General features: G+C 73.8%; 16 protein-coding genes. 3 read left to right on the top strand and 13 right to left on the bottom strand.

Annotation, left to right across the window (positions count from 1 at the left end; genetic code table 11):
- Positions 1-2 precede the first annotated feature (2 nt).
- The 9 genes from Cch01nite_RS00330 to Cch01nite_RS00290 all read right to left on the bottom strand — a co-directional run bounded on the left by Cch01nite_RS00330 (position 3) and on the right by Cch01nite_RS00290 (position 9,597).
- On the bottom strand, positions 3-1,250 hold the full coding sequence (locus tag Cch01nite_RS00330; RefSeq protein WP_203747155.1) for an ABC transporter permease: 1,248 nt from the start codon (positions 1,248-1,250) through the stop codon (positions 3-5).
- Entirely contained in the window at positions 1,247-2,107 is an 861-nt protein-coding gene (locus Cch01nite_RS00325; protein ID WP_203747153.1) for an ABC transporter ATP-binding protein, read from the bottom strand. Before Cch01nite_RS00325 ends, Cch01nite_RS00330 begins: the two co-directional genes overlap by 4 nt.
- A complete protein-coding gene (locus Cch01nite_RS00320) occupies positions 2,104-3,141 on the bottom strand; it encodes a permuted SH3 domain-containing protein (protein WP_203747151.1) in 1,038 nt (345 codons plus the stop codon). The genes Cch01nite_RS00325 and Cch01nite_RS00320 overlap by 4 nt, the downstream gene beginning before the upstream one ends.
- A gap of 165 nt (positions 3,142-3,306) precedes the next feature.
- Complete coding sequence (galK, locus tag Cch01nite_RS00315) at positions 3,307-4,521, bottom strand: galactokinase (protein ID WP_203747148.1); 1,215 nt, start codon at positions 4,519-4,521, stop codon at positions 3,307-3,309.
- Complete coding sequence (gene galT, locus Cch01nite_RS00310; protein WP_239069685.1) at positions 4,518-5,708, bottom strand: galactose-1-phosphate uridylyltransferase; 1,191 nt, start codon at positions 5,706-5,708, stop codon at positions 4,518-4,520. The genes galK and galT overlap by 4 nt, the downstream gene beginning before the upstream one ends.
- Positions 5,705-6,505, bottom strand: coding sequence for a DeoR/GlpR family DNA-binding transcription regulator (locus Cch01nite_RS00305; protein WP_203747146.1), 801 nt, complete (start codon positions 6,503-6,505; stop codon positions 5,705-5,707). Before Cch01nite_RS00305 ends, galT begins: the two co-directional genes overlap by 4 nt.
- Before the next feature lie 54 nt (positions 6,506-6,559).
- Positions 6,560-7,729, bottom strand: coding sequence for an Mrp/NBP35 family ATP-binding protein (locus Cch01nite_RS00300; RefSeq protein WP_203747145.1), 1,170 nt, complete (start codon positions 7,727-7,729; stop codon positions 6,560-6,562).
- Between the two features lie 58 nt (positions 7,730-7,787).
- Complete coding sequence (locus Cch01nite_RS00295; RefSeq protein WP_203747143.1) at positions 7,788-8,306, bottom strand: DUF1003 domain-containing protein; 519 nt, start codon at positions 8,304-8,306, stop codon at positions 7,788-7,790.
- Positions 8,299-9,597 (bottom strand): magnesium transporter MgtE N-terminal domain-containing protein, encoded by a 1,299-nt coding sequence (locus tag Cch01nite_RS00290; protein ID WP_203747141.1) that lies wholly within the window; start codon positions 9,595-9,597, stop codon positions 8,299-8,301. Before Cch01nite_RS00290 ends, Cch01nite_RS00295 begins: the two co-directional genes overlap by 8 nt.
- Before the next feature lie 119 nt (positions 9,598-9,716).
- On the opposite strand from Cch01nite_RS00290, the gene Cch01nite_RS00285 reads away from it, so the two are divergent.
- Positions 9,717-10,409 carry a YflT domain-containing protein gene (locus Cch01nite_RS00285; RefSeq protein ID WP_239069684.1) on the top strand — a complete coding sequence of 231 codons (693 nt, stop codon included), beginning with the start codon at positions 9,717-9,719 and terminating at the stop codon, positions 10,407-10,409.
- A gap of 2 nt (positions 10,410-10,411) precedes the next feature.
- On the opposite strand, the gene Cch01nite_RS00280 is transcribed toward Cch01nite_RS00285, so the two are convergent.
- From Cch01nite_RS00280 to Cch01nite_RS00270, 3 genes are all read right to left on the bottom strand, one after another.
- Complete coding sequence (locus Cch01nite_RS00280) at positions 10,412-11,512, bottom strand: right-handed parallel beta-helix repeat-containing protein (protein ID WP_203747139.1); 1,101 nt, start codon at positions 11,510-11,512, stop codon at positions 10,412-10,414.
- Between the two features lie 120 nt (positions 11,513-11,632).
- On the bottom strand, positions 11,633-11,821 hold the full coding sequence (locus Cch01nite_RS00275; RefSeq protein ID WP_203747138.1) for a hypothetical protein: 189 nt from the start codon (positions 11,819-11,821) through the stop codon (positions 11,633-11,635).
- Positions 11,822-11,947: 126 nt separating this feature from the next.
- Positions 11,948-13,483, bottom strand: a complete 1,536-nt coding sequence (locus tag Cch01nite_RS00270) for an aminopeptidase P family protein (protein ID WP_203747136.1) — start codon at positions 13,481-13,483, stop codon at positions 11,948-11,950.
- 95 nt (positions 13,484-13,578) lie between these two features.
- Between Cch01nite_RS00270 and Cch01nite_RS00265 the strand changes: the two genes are divergently transcribed.
- Positions 13,579-14,421 carry a PHP domain-containing protein gene (locus Cch01nite_RS00265; protein ID WP_203747134.1) on the top strand — a complete coding sequence of 281 codons (843 nt, stop codon included), beginning with the start codon at positions 13,579-13,581 and terminating at the stop codon, positions 14,419-14,421.
- 7 nt (positions 14,422-14,428) lie between these two features.
- Complete coding sequence (locus tag Cch01nite_RS00260) at positions 14,429-15,055, top strand: MarC family protein (RefSeq protein ID WP_203747132.1); 627 nt, start codon at positions 14,429-14,431, stop codon at positions 15,053-15,055.
- Here the strand turns inward: Cch01nite_RS00260 and Cch01nite_RS00255 are convergent.
- Complete coding sequence (locus Cch01nite_RS00255) at positions 15,052-16,161, bottom strand: sensor histidine kinase (protein WP_275407143.1); 1,110 nt, start codon at positions 16,159-16,161, stop codon at positions 15,052-15,054. The two genes, Cch01nite_RS00260 and Cch01nite_RS00255, sit on opposite strands and share 4 nt — an antisense overlap.
- Between the last annotated feature and the right edge of the window lie 8 nt (positions 16,162-16,169).

Genomic DNA, 16,169 nt, shown 5'->3' with positions numbered 1-16,169 from the left:
GCTCAGTACCGGATCGCGTCGATGACCTTGACCCGCACCGCGACCGTCGCCGGGATGATCCCGGCCAGGGCGCCCACGGCCGTCGCGCACGCCATGCCGACGAGCGCGGCCGACACCGGGAACGGCGGCATGTCGTCGATCTGCGACCCGAACACCCGCTCGATCGGGATGTTCTTGATGATCGCCACCGCGATGACCACGCCGACGAGGCCCGCCACGACCGTCGCGACCACCGACTCGAGCATGACCCCGAAGAACACCCGCCCGGAGGTCGCGCCGAACGACCGGCGGATCCCGATCTCGCGGATGCGGTACCGCACGGTGACGAGCGCGATGTTGACGAGACCCAGACCGCCGAGCAGCAGGGCGAACCCGCCGACGCCGATGCCGACCCACTTCGTCGCGCGGCCGATCGGGTCGCTGCCGTCGCCGTTCGGCGACACGTCGACCCCCCAGCCGGGGACCGTGGCGGCGACGTCGTGCTGGATCGCGTCGCTCAGCTCGGACGCCGCTCCCGTAGGGACCCAGACCTGCATCGACGGGAACGACTGCATCGCCATCGCCGACCCGGACGCGATCGACGTGACCTGCCCGGGCGGCCCGGCGTTGCCGTCAATGCCGATCCAGCGGTGCAGCTGGTCGTACAGGACGAAGGCCATCGGCTCGGCCTGGGGCCAGTCGTTCTTCAGCACGCCGACGACGGTCGCGCGCACGGGGGCCTCGCCGCCGAGCAGGACGGTCGGGTGCGTCGAGAGGTCGACGAGGCCGAGCGAGGTCAGGAACGCCTCGTTGACCACGAGCGTCGGGCTGAACGCCTCGACGTCCTCGTCGCTGAACCACCGACCCTGCACGGGCACGGTCCGGTTGATCACCGCGTAGTCCTGGTCCACGGCCGTGACCTGCAGCGAGCGGGTGCCGTCGGGGAACCGGGCGGGCACCTGGGTCCACTCCTGGCGGCTCGCGTACTCGATCGAGTACCGGTCGAGGACCTGCGCGAAGACCGCGTCCATGTCGGTCGTCATCGTCGAGTCCGGACCCGTCGGGTACACGTTGACCATGAGGGTCACCTGCCGGCCCATGCCCCGGTCGGTCTGCTCCTGGAACGCCTGCTTGAGCATCGACACGGCCGCCGTCACACCGGTGATCGCGGCCACGGCGCAGGCGACGCCGACGAGCGCGAGCAGGACCCGCAGCTTGTGGATGCGCAGCTCGTCCCACGCCTCGACGAGCGCGCCGACGACGCCCGTCATGCGCGCGCTCCGTCCTGGTCGAGGTCCTGGTCGAGGTCCGCACCGAGGTCCGCACCTTGGTCGGCGCCGAGGTCAGCGCCGAGGCCGGTCCCGGTCGGGAGCCGCCGCTCGGTCATGGCGGACCGGTCCGCCACGAGCGTCGGCACGTCGCCGACCCAGTCGCTGTCCCGGTCCAGCCGGATCGGCACGAGGACGCCGTCCGCCAGCCGGTACTGCCGTTCCGCGCGGGCGGCGACGGCGAGGTCGTGCGTGATCGTGACGAGCGCGGCACCGGTCTGCGACGCGATCTCGTCGAGCAGGTCCATCACCTCGCCGCCGGTCTCGACGTCGAGCGCGCCGGTCGGCTCGTCGGCGAGGATCACGCGAGGCCCGCGGACGAGCGCCCGGGCGATGGCGACGCGCTGCTGCTCGCCGCCGGACAGCTTCTCCGGCATGGTGTCGAGGCGGTCGCCGAGCCCGACGCGGGTGAGCATCTCGGCCGCGAGCCGCCGCCTCGACCAGAACTGCCGTCCGCCCGCGTAGAGCAGGGGAGCGGTGACGTTCTCGAGCGCGGTCCGTCCGGGCAGCAGGTTGAACTGCTGGAACACGAACCCGAAGTCGCGGCCGCGCCGGCGGGTGCGGGCACGGTTCGACAGCCGGGCGATCGGCACGCCCTCGAGCAGGTACTCGCCCGTGGTCGGGGCGTCGAGCAGCCCGAGGATGTTGAGCAGCGTCGACTTGCCCGTGCCGGACCGTCCGACGACCGCGACGTGCTCGCCGGCCCCGACCGTGAGCGTGACGCCCTGCAGGATGTGCAGCATCCGCTCGTCGGGCAGGCGCACGGACCGTGTGACCTCGGTGAGCTCGAGGAGGCTCATCCGGCGCACATGCTCGGGTCGAAGGACGCGGACTTCGGGTCGCAGGGGTCGGCCCCAGCGCCGCCGGCGACGGGGATGAACTGGAGGATCTCGTCGCCGGCGACGAGGCCGGACGTGATCTGCACGTTCTCGCCGTCCGTGAGCCCCAGCCCGACCTCGCGCTTCTCGTTGGTCCCGTCGGGCGCGACGACCCAGACGTTGCCCTTCTGCACGGTGCCCTGCACCGAGGTGACGGGGACGACGACGGCGTCGGCCGCGGTCCCGTTGGTGATCGCGAGCGTCGCGCCGAGCCCGGCGAAGGCGGTCACCCCCGCGGGGACGGCGCAGCTCACGGTCCCGGACGCCGCGGTCTGCGCGGTCTGGTCGGCGTTCTGGTCCGGCTGCTGCGACGTGGTGGCGGCGGAGCCGATCTTCACGCCCGTGCAGTCGAAGGGTGCGGGCCCGCCGTTGAGCGTGACGCTGGCCTGGGACGGGGCGCCGATGAGCCGGTACTGCTGGTCGGGCGTGAGGGTGCCGCTGACGGACAGCGTGCCGGGTGCGATGGTCCCGATCTGCTCGCCGACGGACACGACCTGGTCCTTGAGCGTCGGCAGGCTGAGGGTGCCGGCGACCGTGGCCTTGACGGTCTGCAGGGTGACCTTGGGCGGGCTCTCGGTCGTCTTCTGCTCGCCCGTCTCGGGGTCGGTGGTGACGACCGGGTCCTGCGGGGTCTCCTGGCGGATCTGCAGGATCGGCGTGTCAACCGCGACGACGGCGCCGTCCTTGGCGAGCAGCTTGGAGACGGTCCCCGCGAGGGTCGCCCGGACGACGACCGCCGGGTCGGTGACGACGCTCGCCTGCACGGTGACGGCGTTCGTCACGGTGCCGGTCGCGACCTGGACGGTCGGCTCGACGAGCTGCCCCGTGGGGAGCAGCCCTGTGTCCTGGGTCTCGACGGATGCGCCGTTGAAGGCGATCTTGACGAGCGCGGCGGCGATGAGGGCCCAGATCAGGATGCGGAGCGTCGGGAAGATGAACCTGCGGGTGACCCCCATGGGGTGGACTCCTCGCGTCGTGCGGCGGGCGCGGACGGGTCGTGCAGCCGCACGGTAGCGGCGGCGCGGCACCCGGTGGATCCACCCAGGGGAGGATGACGCGAGTTACCGCACCACGGACACTACTGCGTGATGCGCTGTAGAGGTGGGCGTTTCCGCCCGCGATCAGGACGCAGCAGCCTCCGCCGTCGCCACGAGGAATCCCGGCGCGCTGAGCCCGGCGTCCGCGAACGCCGCTGCCACCGCGAGCTCGACCCGCTCCACGTCGGCCGCCTCGACGAGCGCGATCGCCGAGCCCCCGAACCCGCCGCCGGTCATCCGCGCGCCCAGCGCTCCGGCCGACCGCGCGGCCGCGACGGCGAGGTCCAGCTCCCGGCAGGACACCGTGTAGTCGACCCGCAGCGACTCGTGCGACGCGTCGAGCAGCGGTCCGACGTCGCGCACCCGCCCCGCGTCCAGGAGGGCGACGAGGTCACGGACCCGGCCGATCTCGGTGGCGACATGACGCACCCGCGGGACCTCGACGTCCGCGTCGGGCGAGCCCGCGAGGGCGTCGAGCGCCCAGGCCCAGCCCCGGGCGTCGTCCGCGAGCGCCCGCAGCGACGGCAGCCCGAGCCGGGCCGCGGCCGCCTCGCAGGAGGCCCGTCGCGCGGCGTACTGGCCGTCGACGAGGGCGTGCTCGGCCCGCGTGTCGACGACGAGGAGCACGAGCCCCTCCGCGGCGAGGTCGAACGGCACGTGCCGGACCGCGCCGTCGAGGCAGTCGAGGAGCAGCGCGTGGCCGGCCCGCGACCGCAGGGACGCCGCCTGGTCCATCCCGCCGGTGGGCGCGCCGGCGATCTCGTTCTCGGCCCGGACGCACAGGGTCGTGAGCGTGGACCGGCCGGCGTCGTCCCGGCCGAGGCGCAGGTCGTGCAGCGCGTCGAGGGCGACCGCGACGGAGGACTCCAGGGCCGCCGACGACGACAGGCCAGCGCCGTACGGCACGCACGAGTCGACGGCCACGTCGAACCCGCCGACCGCGTGCCCGGCCTGACGCAGGGCCCAGGCGACGCCGACGACGTAGGCGGGCCAGCCGTCGACCGTGCCGGGGCCGACGTCGGCGAGGTCGACCTCGCGGGGGTCGCCGGACTCCTGCGCGGACACGAGCCGGACCCGGTCGTCGTCGCGCAGCCGCACGGCGGCGTACGTGCGGTGGGGGAGGGCGATCGGCAGGCAGAGGCCGTCGTTGTAGTCGGTGTGCTCGCCGATGAGGTTCACGCGCCCCGGCGCCGACCAGACGCCGTCCGGGTCGGTGCCGAACCGGTCGACGAACAGCGCGCGGGCGCGCGACGACCCCTCGTCGACGGTCCAGGGGACGAGCCGGTCGACCGCGGTCACGCGAGCTCCTTCAGTCGGGCCGCGATCTTCTCGGGCGTCGTGTCGCTGATCCAGGCTCCGGCGCCGGACTCGACGCCCGCGAGGTACTTGAGCTTGTTCGGGGCCCGCAGCACCGAGAACGCCTCGAGGTGCAGGCGGGACACGTCGCGCCCCTCACCCACGGGGGCCTGGTGCCAGCCCGAGATGTACGGCAGGGGGATGCTCGTGCCGTCGTCCTCGAAGAACCGGTCGAGCCGGTCCAGGAGGGCGAGGTACGTGACGGCGAGGTCGGCGCGCTCGTCGTCGTCGAGCGCGGGCAGGTCCGGCACGTCGCGACGCGGGGCCAGGTGCACCTCGACGGGCCAGCGCGCCGCGAACGGCACGTACGCGACCCAGTGCTCCGACTCGAGCACCACACGCGCGCCGTGCCGCAGCTCGGCGTCGAGCACGTCGCGGCCCAGCAGGCGTCCGGTCCGGGCGGTGTGCGCGCGGGCCTGCTCGAGCATCCGGGCCGTGCGGGGCGTGACGTACGGGAAGGCGTAGATCTGCCCGTGCGGGTGGTGCAGCGTGACGCCGATCTCCTTGCCGCGGTTCTCGAAGACGAACACCTCCTCGATCCCCGGCAGCGCGCCGAGCGCCGCGGTCCGGTCCGCCCACGCCTCGACGATCGTGCGCATGCGGCGCGGACCGACGGTGCGCAACGACTGGGTGGGGTCGGCGGAGAAGCAGACGACCTCGCAGCGACCGGCCGCCGGGCGGACCGTCCACAGCGGCTCGCCGTCGCGGTCGCTCGGTCCCTCCGTCAGGCCCGGCACGGCGAGCAGCGACGGGAAGCGGTTCTCGAACACCACCACGTCGTAGTCCTCGGCCGGGATCTCCCCGTCCTGGTACGTCGCTCCCGGACGGGCGGGAGCGAGGGGGTTCGCGTCCGCGGGCGGCAGGAACGTGCGGTTCATCCGGTGCGCGGCGATGGCGATCCACTCGCCGGTCAGCGGGTCGCGGCGCAGCTCGGGGCCGGTCACGGGCTGCGGGTCGCCGTGCTCGTCGTGCACCGGCGCGAAGCGGTCGGGCAGCGGGCGCGGGTCGTCGAGCCGCCGTGTCGCGGCGCCCGAGACGTACGGCTCGGTGTCGTCGAAGTAGATCAGCTCGCGTCCGTCGGCGAGGCGGGTGCTGGTCTTGCGCACGGCGGGTGTCGCGGCGGTGGTCACTGGGCGGCTCCGAGGGGGGCGAGCGAGAGGTGGACGGGCAGGTCGGCGAGGCGCCGGCGCGCCTCGTCGGGGAGGGCGTCGTCGGTGAGCAGGGTGTCGACCTCGTCGAGCGGGGCGATGCGGGCGAGCCCGACGACCCCCCACTTCGTGTGGTCGGCGAGCACCGTCGTGGCGGCGGCGCTGGCCATCAGTGCGCGGTCGGTGGCGGCCTCGGCGAGGTTCGGGGTGGTGGGCCCGTCGGCGTCGAGGCCGTGCACGCCGAGGTAGGCGCGCTCGACGCGCAGGTTCGCGAGCGCGGCGTCGGCGACGGGTCCGACGAGCGCGTCCGACGGGGTCCGGACGCCGCCCGTGAGGATCACCTCGAGGCCCGCGGACGACGGCGCGTGGTGGAGCACGTCGGCGACGCGCAGACCGTTCGTGACGACCGTGAGCGGGCGCAGGCTCACGTCGGCCGCGAGGAGCTCGGCGAGCAGGTAGGTGGTGGTGCCGGCGGACAGGGCGATCGCCTGGCCGGGCTCGACGCTCGCCGCGGCGGCCCGGGCGATCGCCTGCTTCTCCGGGCCGGACCACTCGCGCTTGGCGTCGAACCCCGGTTCGTCCGTGGGGCGACCGGCGGCGTCGGGGGCGACCGCGCCGCCGTGCACGCGGCGCACGAGACCGGCGCGGGCGAGCTCGGCGATGTCCCGCCGCACGGTCATGTCCGAGACGTCGAGGCTCTCGACGAGGTCGGCGACGCGGGCGGCGCCGTGCACGCGCACGACGGCGAGGATCTGCTCCTGGCGTTGAGTGGCCAACACCCGGACATCATCGCACCGGATCGAACAGAATCCAACAGTCGGGCGTACGGGACCTCAGCGACCCGCGGGCGTCAGCCCCAAGGACCGCCCCGCCAGGCCCCGACGCCGTCCGGCGAGCGCCGTCGCGACGTCCCGCAGCACCTGCGCGGCCGGCGAGTCGGGCTCGGCGAGCACGACGGGCGTGCCACCGTCGCCGGCCTCGCGCAGCCGCACGTCGAGCGGCACCTGACCCAGCAGCGGCACGTCGCCCCCCGTGAGCTGCGACAGGTTCTCCGCGACCCGCTGCCCGCCGCCCGAGCCGAACAGCTCGAGCCGTGACCCGTCCGGCTGCGGCAGCCACGACATGTTCTCCACGACGCCCACCACGTGCTGGCGCGTCTGCACCGCGACCGACCCGGCCCGCTCCGCGACCTCCGCCGCCGCGACCTGCGGGGTCGTCACCACGACGATCTCCGAGCCCGGCAGCAGCTGCGCCACCGAGATCGCGATGTCGCCCGTGCCCGGCGGCAGGTCCAGCAGCAGCACGTCGAGGTCCCCCCAGAACACGTCCGCGAGGAACTGCTGCAGCGCCCGGTGGAGCATCGGGCCGCGCCACACCACCGGCTGCCCGGGCGGCACGAACATGCCGATCGAGACGACCTTCACACCGTGCGCGAGCGGCGGGAGCAGCATGTCGTCGACCCGCGTCGGCTGGCGCGTGACCCCGAGCATCCGGGGGATCGAGAAGCCGTAGATGTCGGCGTCCACGACCCCGACCCGCAGGCCGTCGGCCGCCATCGCGACCGCCAGGTTCGCCGTCACGGACGACTTGCCGACACCGCCCTTGCCCGACGCGATCGCGAACACCTTGGTCAGCGACGTCGGCTGCGCGAACGGGATGACGGGCTCGGCGTCCGTGCCCCGCAGGAGCGTGCGCAGCGCGGCCCGCTGGTCGGCGCTCATGACGCCGAGGGTCACCACCACGTCCGTGACGCCGTCGACGGCGGCGGCCGCTGCCGTGACGTCCCGCGTCAGCGTCTCCTTGAGGGGGCAGCCCGGCGTCGTGAGGTCGATCCCGACCCGCACCCGGGTGCCGTCGACCTCGACCGAGCGGACCATGCCCAGCTCGGTGATCGGGCGGCGGATCTCCGGGTCCAGCACGGTCGCGAGCGCGACGCGGACCGCCGCCGTGAGTCCGTCGGACCCCTCGGCGCCGGAGGTCGGGGGAACGGGGTGCGACGACATGCCGACCATCGTAGGTCGGCGTGTCACGCCGGTCGGACGCCGAAGGGCCCTTGCGAGGTCAGGTGCGGTCGGACCCCTGGTCCGGGGGTGGACCCGCCTCCCGCTCCTCCAGGAGGTCCTCGAGCAGGTTCCGCAGCTCGGACCGCACGAAGTCACGGGTCGCGACCTCGGACAGCGCGATGCGCAGCGACGCCATCTCGCGCGCCAGGAACTCGGTGTCCGCGAGGTTCCGCTCGGAACGCTGCCGGTCCTGCTCGGCCTGCACGCGGTCCCGGTCGGTCTGCCGGTTCTGCGCGAGCAGGATGAGCGGCGCGGCGTACGACGCCTGCAGCGACAGCATCAGCGTGAGGACGGTGAAGCCGTTCTTCGCCTCGTCGAACCGCGGCCGGTCCGGCCCCCAGTTCGCGTTCCACAGCAGCCAGACGACGCAGAAGACCGTCAGCCAGATGATGAACAGCGGCGTGCCCAGGAAACGCGCGATGCTCTCCGCGATCTTGCCCGACGTGTCCTCGTCGAACTGTGCGCGCGGCAGCAGGGAGCGCCGCGTCTCGCGCGGCTGGTCGAGCCGGTCAGCCACGGCCGCCCCCCGAGGTCGGACGGGTCACGGGGGCGGGGTGCTCGTCGTCGTCCGTCTCGCGCCAGTCCTCCGGCAGCAGGTGGTCGAGGACGTCGTCGACCGAGACCGCACCGAGCAGGCGCTTCTCCGCGTCGACCACCGGCATCGCCAGCAGGTTGTACGTCGCGAGCTGCCGGGTGACCGTCAGGAGCGGGGCCTCGGCCGGGGCGGCCTCGATGTCGGTGTCGACGATCGAGCCGATCGCGTCGTGCGGGGGCTCGCGCAGCAGGCGCTGCAGGTGCACCACGCCGATGAACCGGCCCGTCGGCGTCTCCAGCGGGGGGCGCGCGACGAACACCATCGACGCGAGCGCAGGCGTCAGGTCCTGGCGGCGCACGTGCGCGAGCGCGGACGCGATCGATGTCTCCGGGCCGAGGATGACCGGCTCGGTCGTCATCAGACCGCCCGCGGTGTTGTCCTCGTACGCCAGCAGCCGGCGCACGTCGTCCGCCTCGTCGGGCTCCATCAGGCCGAGCAGCTCCGCCTGCTGCGCGTCGGGGAGCTCGCCGAGCAGGTCGGCCGCGTCGTCCGGCTGCATCGCCTCGAGCACGTCGGCCGCGCGGGTCAGCTCCAGGCCCTGCAGGATCGCGACCTGGTCGTCCTCGGGCAGCTCCTCCAGCACGTCCGCGAGGCGCTCGTTGTCCAGGGCGGTCGCCACCTGGAGCCGGCGCGCGCGACCCAGGTCGTGCAGCACGTCCGCGAGGTCGGCGGGCTTGAGGTCCTCGTACTGGGCGAGCAGCAGCTCGGCCCCCTGCTCGGCGGACCGCCGGGCCAGCCCGGTCACCTCGTCGACCGTCACCATCACCGTCTCGCCGCGCCGGCGCAGCAGACCCGACTTGCCCGGCCGGTGCCGCCGGACGAACAGCTTCGTGACGACCCAGTCGCCGTTGCGCTGCAGCTCGATCGCGACGTCCTCGATCGACGCCTGCCCCGAGCCGTCCACGAAGTCGACGGTCCGGTCCAGCAGCTCGCCGACCACGACGGTCTCGAACGCGCGCTGCTCGAACCGGCGCATGTTCACCAGACCTGTCGAGATGACCTGACCTGCGTCGACCGAGGTCACGCGAGTCAGCGGCAGGAACACCCGCCGCCGGCCGGCCACCTCGACGACCAGACCCACCGCCCGCGGCGGACCCTTCGGACGGACCAGCACGACGACGTCGCGCACCCGCCCGACCTGGTCACCGAGGGGGTCGAAGACGATGGTCCCAGCGAGGCGCGCGACGAACACCCGGGTCCCGACGCTGCTCACGCCGGTCAGCCTAACCAACCGCGCCACGCGGACCGTCGCGCCACGCACGCACCGCCGCTGACCTGCGTGATCACGGTCCTGCTCTGGCGCGGTGCGGCGCTTCGGGGGAGGATCGCGGCATGTCGTTCTCGGGCCAGCCGAGGCCCCCGCGCACCCCGACCCCGCCGCAGGGCGAGACCGTCGCGGCCTACGCCACGTACCTCGAGGCGCAGCGCGCGGTCGACCACCTCGCCGACTCGGCGTTCCCCGTGCAGCTCGTGACGATCGTCGGGACCGACCTCAAGATGGTCGAGCGTGTCACCGGACGGCTGTCGTACCCCCGCGTCGCGATGGGCGGGTTCGTGTCCGGGGCGTGGTTCGGCCTGTTCGTCGGGCTGCTGCTCAGCCTGTTCACGGCGCCGGGCTCACGCAGCCCGTTCCTCCCGGCGATCCTCATCGGTGGTGCGTTCGGGCTGCTGTTCTCCGTCGTGCCCTACTCCTTCACGCGCGGACGACGGGACTTCACGTCGTCGAGCCAGATCGTCGCCTCCTCCTACGCCGTGCTGTGCCGCACCGAGCAGGCCCACAAGGCGCGCGAGCTGCTGCGGGAGATCGGCGGCGTGCAGTCGGGCGTCGTGCGGCCGCCCGCACCCGTCGTGCCGAGCGGGCCGCCGTCGGACGCCACGGTCGCCTACCCGCCGCCGGCAGGGCCCTCGGCGCCACCGGCGCATCCGACGGGTTCGCCCTCCGTGCCGCCGGTCGGACCGCCGGGGCCGCCGCCCGGTCCGGGGTCGACGTCGCCCGGTCCGCCGTCAGGCCCGCCGCCCGCCTAGGGTCACGAGACCGGGCAGACCACGCCGACGCACTGGGGCGTCCTCCCGTTCCGGCGGGCCGTGTTGCCGCCGAGGTCCACGACGCCGGGCGCGTAGATGCCCCAGCCGGTGTTGTCGTTCGAGGTGTTGCCGCCGAGGCTCGTCATGGCGTCCCCGGCCTCGATCCGGATCCCGTCGCCGTTGAGCCGGAACACGTTGTCGCGCAGCACGGTCGCCTCCGTGCCCGGAGCCGTCGAGACGAAGCCGGTGCCGTTCGCGCGGAACGTGTTGCCCGTGAGGCTGCCGCCTCCCTCGTCGAACGCGACCGCCGTGGTGTTCGACGCGAACGTGCTGCCCGTGAGCGTGACGGACGTGTACCCGCTGCCGCTGACGGCGACGTCGCTGCCCTTGACCGTGCTGTCCGCCATCGTCACGGCGCTCATCGCGTGCAGGAGCACGGCCTGGTCGTTCTCCAGGAGCGTCGACCGCCGGATCGTCGCCGTCGCCTCCCAGAGCTCGAAGCCGCGGGTGCTGCGCTCGATCCTCGAGTCGGCGACGGTGACGGTCGACGAGTCGACGGCGACGGACGTGCCGTTGTCCGCGAACGACGAGCTGGTCACGTCGACTGTCGTGAACCAGCCCGCGAGGATGCCGCGTGCGTTGTGCGTGAACGTGGACGCGTGGACCTTGTGCAGCTTGCCGAAGCGGCCCGCCCCCAGGTCGCCCGAGGCGTCGAGCCCGGTGGTGTTGCCGTCGAACGTCACGTCGTGCACCACGACGACGCCCGCCGAGCCCGCGTCGTCGCTCCCCACCGTCTGGACGCCGGCGGACCAGCCGGTGATCGTGCCGTGGCCGATCGCGACGTTCCCGTGGACCGGGACCCCGATGCCGACGCTGACGCCCTTCCCTGGCCCGCGCAGCGTGTGGCCCGCGAGGTCGAGCTTCACGCCCGCCGTGAGCATCAGCGCGGGGCCCGGTCCGGGGCAGGTCAGGTCGGACCCGAGCGACCTGCTGACCGTCACCGTCGACCCGCAGGTGAGCGGGGGATCGGCCGCAGCCGGGGTGGCCAGGAGCGTCGCGCCCGACGCGAGGGCGAGGCAGGACAGGACGGCTGGCGCTCGCATCACGGACCCCCTGGTCGCGGTGCCCGACGACGGTTGGCGGGCCTGCGCACGAGCGTCCTCGCACGTCGCGCCCGAGATCAACCGGTACGTCCCGGTATGCCCGGGTGAATTCCGAGGTCGTCACGAGCGCGACGGCTCCACGCCGCGCGCCCGGCGCACCCGCCACACCGTGCGCCACCACCGGTGCCCGTGCACGCGCCGGTCCCGTGGCTCGCGCGGCTCGACGACCGGGGCGTCCGGCCGGGCGCTCGCGGCGAGCGCCGCCGTCGTCTGACCGGCGAGCACCGCCAAGAGGTGCGATCCGTCCATCATGCGTCCCCCAGAGGGTCCCCGGACCGTCGGTCCGGGTCGGTGCCAGGTGCTCCGACACGGGGATGACGCACGACGGCCCGCCACCTCGACAGGAGGTCGCGGGCCGGTCGCGGCGGGCGGGGATCAGCCGAGCAGGCGGGCCATCCACGCCTCGACGGCGTCCGGGTCGCGCGGCAGCGCCGCCGACAGGTTCACGTTGCCGTCGGCGGTCACGAGCACGTCGTCCTCGATCCGGACGCCGATGCCGCGGTACTCCTCCGGGACCAGCAGGTCGTCGGACTTGAAGTACAGGCCGGGCTCGATGGTGAACACCATGCCCGGCTCGAGGATCCCGTCGAGGTACAGCTCGGCGCGGGCCTGCGCGCAGTCGTGCACGTCGAGGCCGAGGTGGTGGCTCGTGCCGTGCACCATCCAGCGGCGGTGGTGCTGGTTCTCGGGCAGCAGCGACTGCTCGGCGCTGACGGGCAGCAGGCCCCACTCGTCCAGGCGGGCCGCGATGACCTCCATGGCGGCGGCGTGGACGTCGCGGAACTTCGTGCCCGGCCTGGCGACGGCGAACGCGGCGTCGGCCGCGTCGAGGACCGCCTGGTAGACCCGGCGCTGCACCTCGGTGAACGTGCCGTCCACCGGCAGCGTGCGCGTGATGTCGGCCGTGTACAGGCTGTCGACCTCGACGCCCGCGTCGACGAGCACGAGCTCCCTGGACCGGACCGGCCCGTCGTTGTCGATCCAGTGCAGCGTCGTCGCGTGCTCGCCGGCCGCCGCGATCGTCTCGTAGCCGACCGCGTTGCCCTCCTGGCGGGCGTGCCCGACGAACGTGCCCTCGATGACCCGCTCGCCGCGCGCGTGCTCCTGCGCGGCGGGCAGTGCTCGCACGATCTTCTCGAAGCCCTCGATCGTCGTGTCGACGGCGAGCCGCATCTGCTCGACCTCGTACGCGTCCTTGACGAGCCGCAGCTCCGAGAGCGATTCCGCGAGCGCGGAGTCCCGCTCGCCCGACGCCTCCGCGGCCCGGATTTCCTCGATGACGGCCTCGACGGCCTCGTCGACGTCCGGCACCACGAGCACCTGCACGCCGTCGACGCCCACGTCCTTCGCGAGGGCGTCCCGCAGGTCGTCGAGGTGCGCCGTGGTGATGCCGGTGGTGGTCTCGACGTCCTCGAGCGTCGGCCGGGCGCCGACCCAGAACTCGCCGTACCGGGAGTCGGAGAAGAACTCCTCGGTGTCCCGGCCGGCCAGCGGCCGCAGGTACAGCACCGCGTGGTGGGCGCTGCCGTCGTCGCCGCTGCCGTCCTCCACGGGGTGCAGCACGAGGACCGCGTCGGGCTCCTGCTCCATGCCCAGGCCCGTGAGGTGCGCGAACGCCGAGTGCGGGCGGAACCGGTAGTCCGTGTCGTTGGAGCGGACCTTGAACGTGCCCGCCGGCACCACGAGCCGCTCGCCCGGGAACTTCGCCGACAGCGCCGAGCGGCGTGCCGCCGTGTGGTCGGCCGCCGGGCTGCGCGTCGCGGTCGACGCGGGCCGCTCGGCCCAGCCGGAGGTGACGAAGCGGAGGAACTCCGCCGACCCCGGTCGCTGGGACCGGTTGCTCCCGCGGTCCGCGAGCGGCTGCTCCGTGGTCGAGGTCTCCGGGGTGTCAGGCGTCGTGTCCGAGGTCATCGGCCCAGTGTCCCACCGGGGCGCGGCGAGGCCCGAACCGGCGGCACGCGCGGGGCCGAGCCGGGACCGACCCGCCGGACGGCTACCTTGGCCGGATGCGGATCGACCTGCACACCCACTCCACGGCCTCCGACGGCACGCAGGCACCGGCGGACGTCGTGCTGTCGGCGGGCCGCGCCGGCCTCGACGTCGTCGCCCTCACCGACCACGACACCACGGCCGGGTGGGCCGAGGCCGCCGAGGCGGCGCAGCTCGTGGGCGTCGCGCTGGTCCGCGGCACCGAGGTGTCGGCGCGCTCGCGGGGGATCAGCGTGCACCTGCTGTCCTACCTGCAGGACCCGACGCACCCCGCCCTGCTCACCGAGCTCGACAAGACCCGGGACGCCCGGCTCGGCCGCGCCCGGGCGATCGTCGACCTGCTCGCGGTCGACCACCCGATCACGTGGGACGACGTCCTCGCCCAGGCGAAGGACGCGGTCGTCGTCGGCCGGCCGCACATCGCGGACGCGCTCGTCGCCCGCGGCGTCGTCCCCGACCGTGACGCCGCGTTCGCCCGGCTCCTGCGCGCCGACGGCCCGTACCACGTGCCGCACTACGCACCGGCGGCACCCGACGCGGTCAGGGCGATCCGGGCGGCCGGGGGAGTGCCCGTGTTCGCGCACCCGGGCGCCGACGCCCGCGGCCGGATCGTCCCCGACGCGGTGTTCGACGAGCTCGCCGCGGCCGGTCTCGGCGGGATCGAGGTCCACCACCGCGACCACTCGCCGGAGCAGCGGGCCCGGCTCACCGCGATCGCGGACCGGCTCGGGTTGCTGGTGACGGGGTCGAGCGACTACCACGGAGACGGCAAGGCGAACCGGCTGGGGGAGAATCTCACCGAGCCGGCGGTCCTGGCGGCGATCGAGGAGCAGGGAGTGACCGAGGTGATCCGACCGTGACGCTCACATGAGTGACGTCTTCGACCTGCAGCTGTTCATCTCCGTCTTCATCACGCTGTTCGTCATCATGGACCCGCCCGGCACGGTGCCGATCTTCCTCGGGCTGACCGGTGCGATGACGCGCGCGCAGCGCAACCGTGCCGCCCGGCAGGCGATCCTCGTCGCGTTCGGCGTCATCGTGTCGTTCGCGGTGTTCGGGCAGCAGCTGCTCAGCTACATGCACATCTCGCTCGCCGCGCTGCAGGCGTCGGGCGGGCTGCTGCTGCTCGTCGTCGCGATGGAGCTGCTCACCGGGAAGATGGAGGAGCCGCAGCCGTCGGGCAACGCCAAGGTCAACGTGGCTCTCGTGCCGCTCGGCACGCCGCTGCTCGCCGGGCCTGGCGCGATCGTCGCGACCATGGTGTTCGTCAAGCAGGCCGACCGGACGACGGTCGACGACTGGGTCGCGATCGCGCTCGGCGTCGTCGCCGTGCACGTGTGCCTCTACCTGGCGATGCGGTTCGCGAACGTCGTGCACCGCGTGCTCAAGGACTCCGGCACGATCCTCGTCACCCGGATCGCCGGCCTGCTGCTCGCCGCCATCGCGGTGCAGCTCGTCGCCGACGCCGTGCAGGCGTTCATCGAGAGCGCCTAGCGGTCCTCGGCCGCCGGTGCACCGGGCAGGCGCACCACGACCCGCAGGCCGCCGTCGACCCGCGGGCTCAGCGTGAGGGTGCCGCCGTGCGCCCGGGCGATGCTCTGGACGATCGCGAGCCCGAGCCCGACACCCGCCTGGTCGCCGTGGACGCGCTCGGTGCCGCGCTGGAACGGCTCGGCGAGCGTCGCGACGAGCCCGGGCGCGAGCCGCTCGCCGGTGTTCTCGACGACGAGCACGGCCGACCCGTGGTCGGCGGTGGTGGTGACGTGGACGCTGCCGCCCTCGGGCAGGTTGTGGACGACCGCGTTGTGCACGAGGTTCGTCGTCAGCTGCAGCAGGAGGGCCTGAGAGCCGACCGCCCAGGTGACGTCGCCCGACGTCTCGAGCGTGGTACCGCGCTTCTCGGCGAGCGGCAGGAGCGTCTCGGCGGCGTCCTCCGCGAGCAGCGACAGGTCGACGCGTTCCCGTGCGAAGGACCCCTGGCCGGCGCGGCTGAGCAGCAGCAGCGCCTCGGTGAGGCCGATCGCCCGGGTGTTGACGGTGCGCAGACGGTCGAGGAGCACCCCGACGTCGCGGTCCGGGTCGTCGCGGGCCACGTCGAGCAGCGCCTGGGTGATCGCGAGCGGCGTGCGCAGCTCGTGGGAGGCGTTGGCCGCGAACCGCCGCTCCTCGGCGACGTGCGCCTCGAGCTTCTCGAGCATCGCGTCGAACGCGTCGGCGAGCTCACGGAACTCGTCGCGGCGGCCCGGCAGGTGGATGCGGTGGGTGAGCGACCCGGTCGCCGCCGTGCGGGTGGCACGGGTGATGCGGTCCAGCGGCGCCAGCATCCGGCTGGACAGGAGCCACCCGCCGACGAGCCCGAACACCAGGAGGAAGCCCAGCGCGAGGGCCGCCTTCGGGGCGAACGCCCGCCAGAGGTCGGACCGGCCGGGGACGAACAGGCCGGGCCGGTTGCCGTCGGCCGGTGGCCCCAGCTCGACGACCGTGCCCGCGCGGTCGGGCACGTACCGCAGCAGGAACACCCACACGACGGCGATCAGGAGGACGCCCGCGACCACGAGGAACCCGGCGTAGCTGGCGGTGAGCTTGAGCCGGACGCTCACCCCGGGCG

This window comes from Cellulomonas chitinilytica (assembly GCF_016862675.1).
In the GTDB taxonomy this organism is placed as follows: Bacteria; Actinomycetota; Actinomycetes; order Actinomycetales; family Cellulomonadaceae; genus Cellulomonas; species Cellulomonas chitinilytica.
This window is presented reverse-complemented; position numbering and strand designations above follow the sequence as displayed.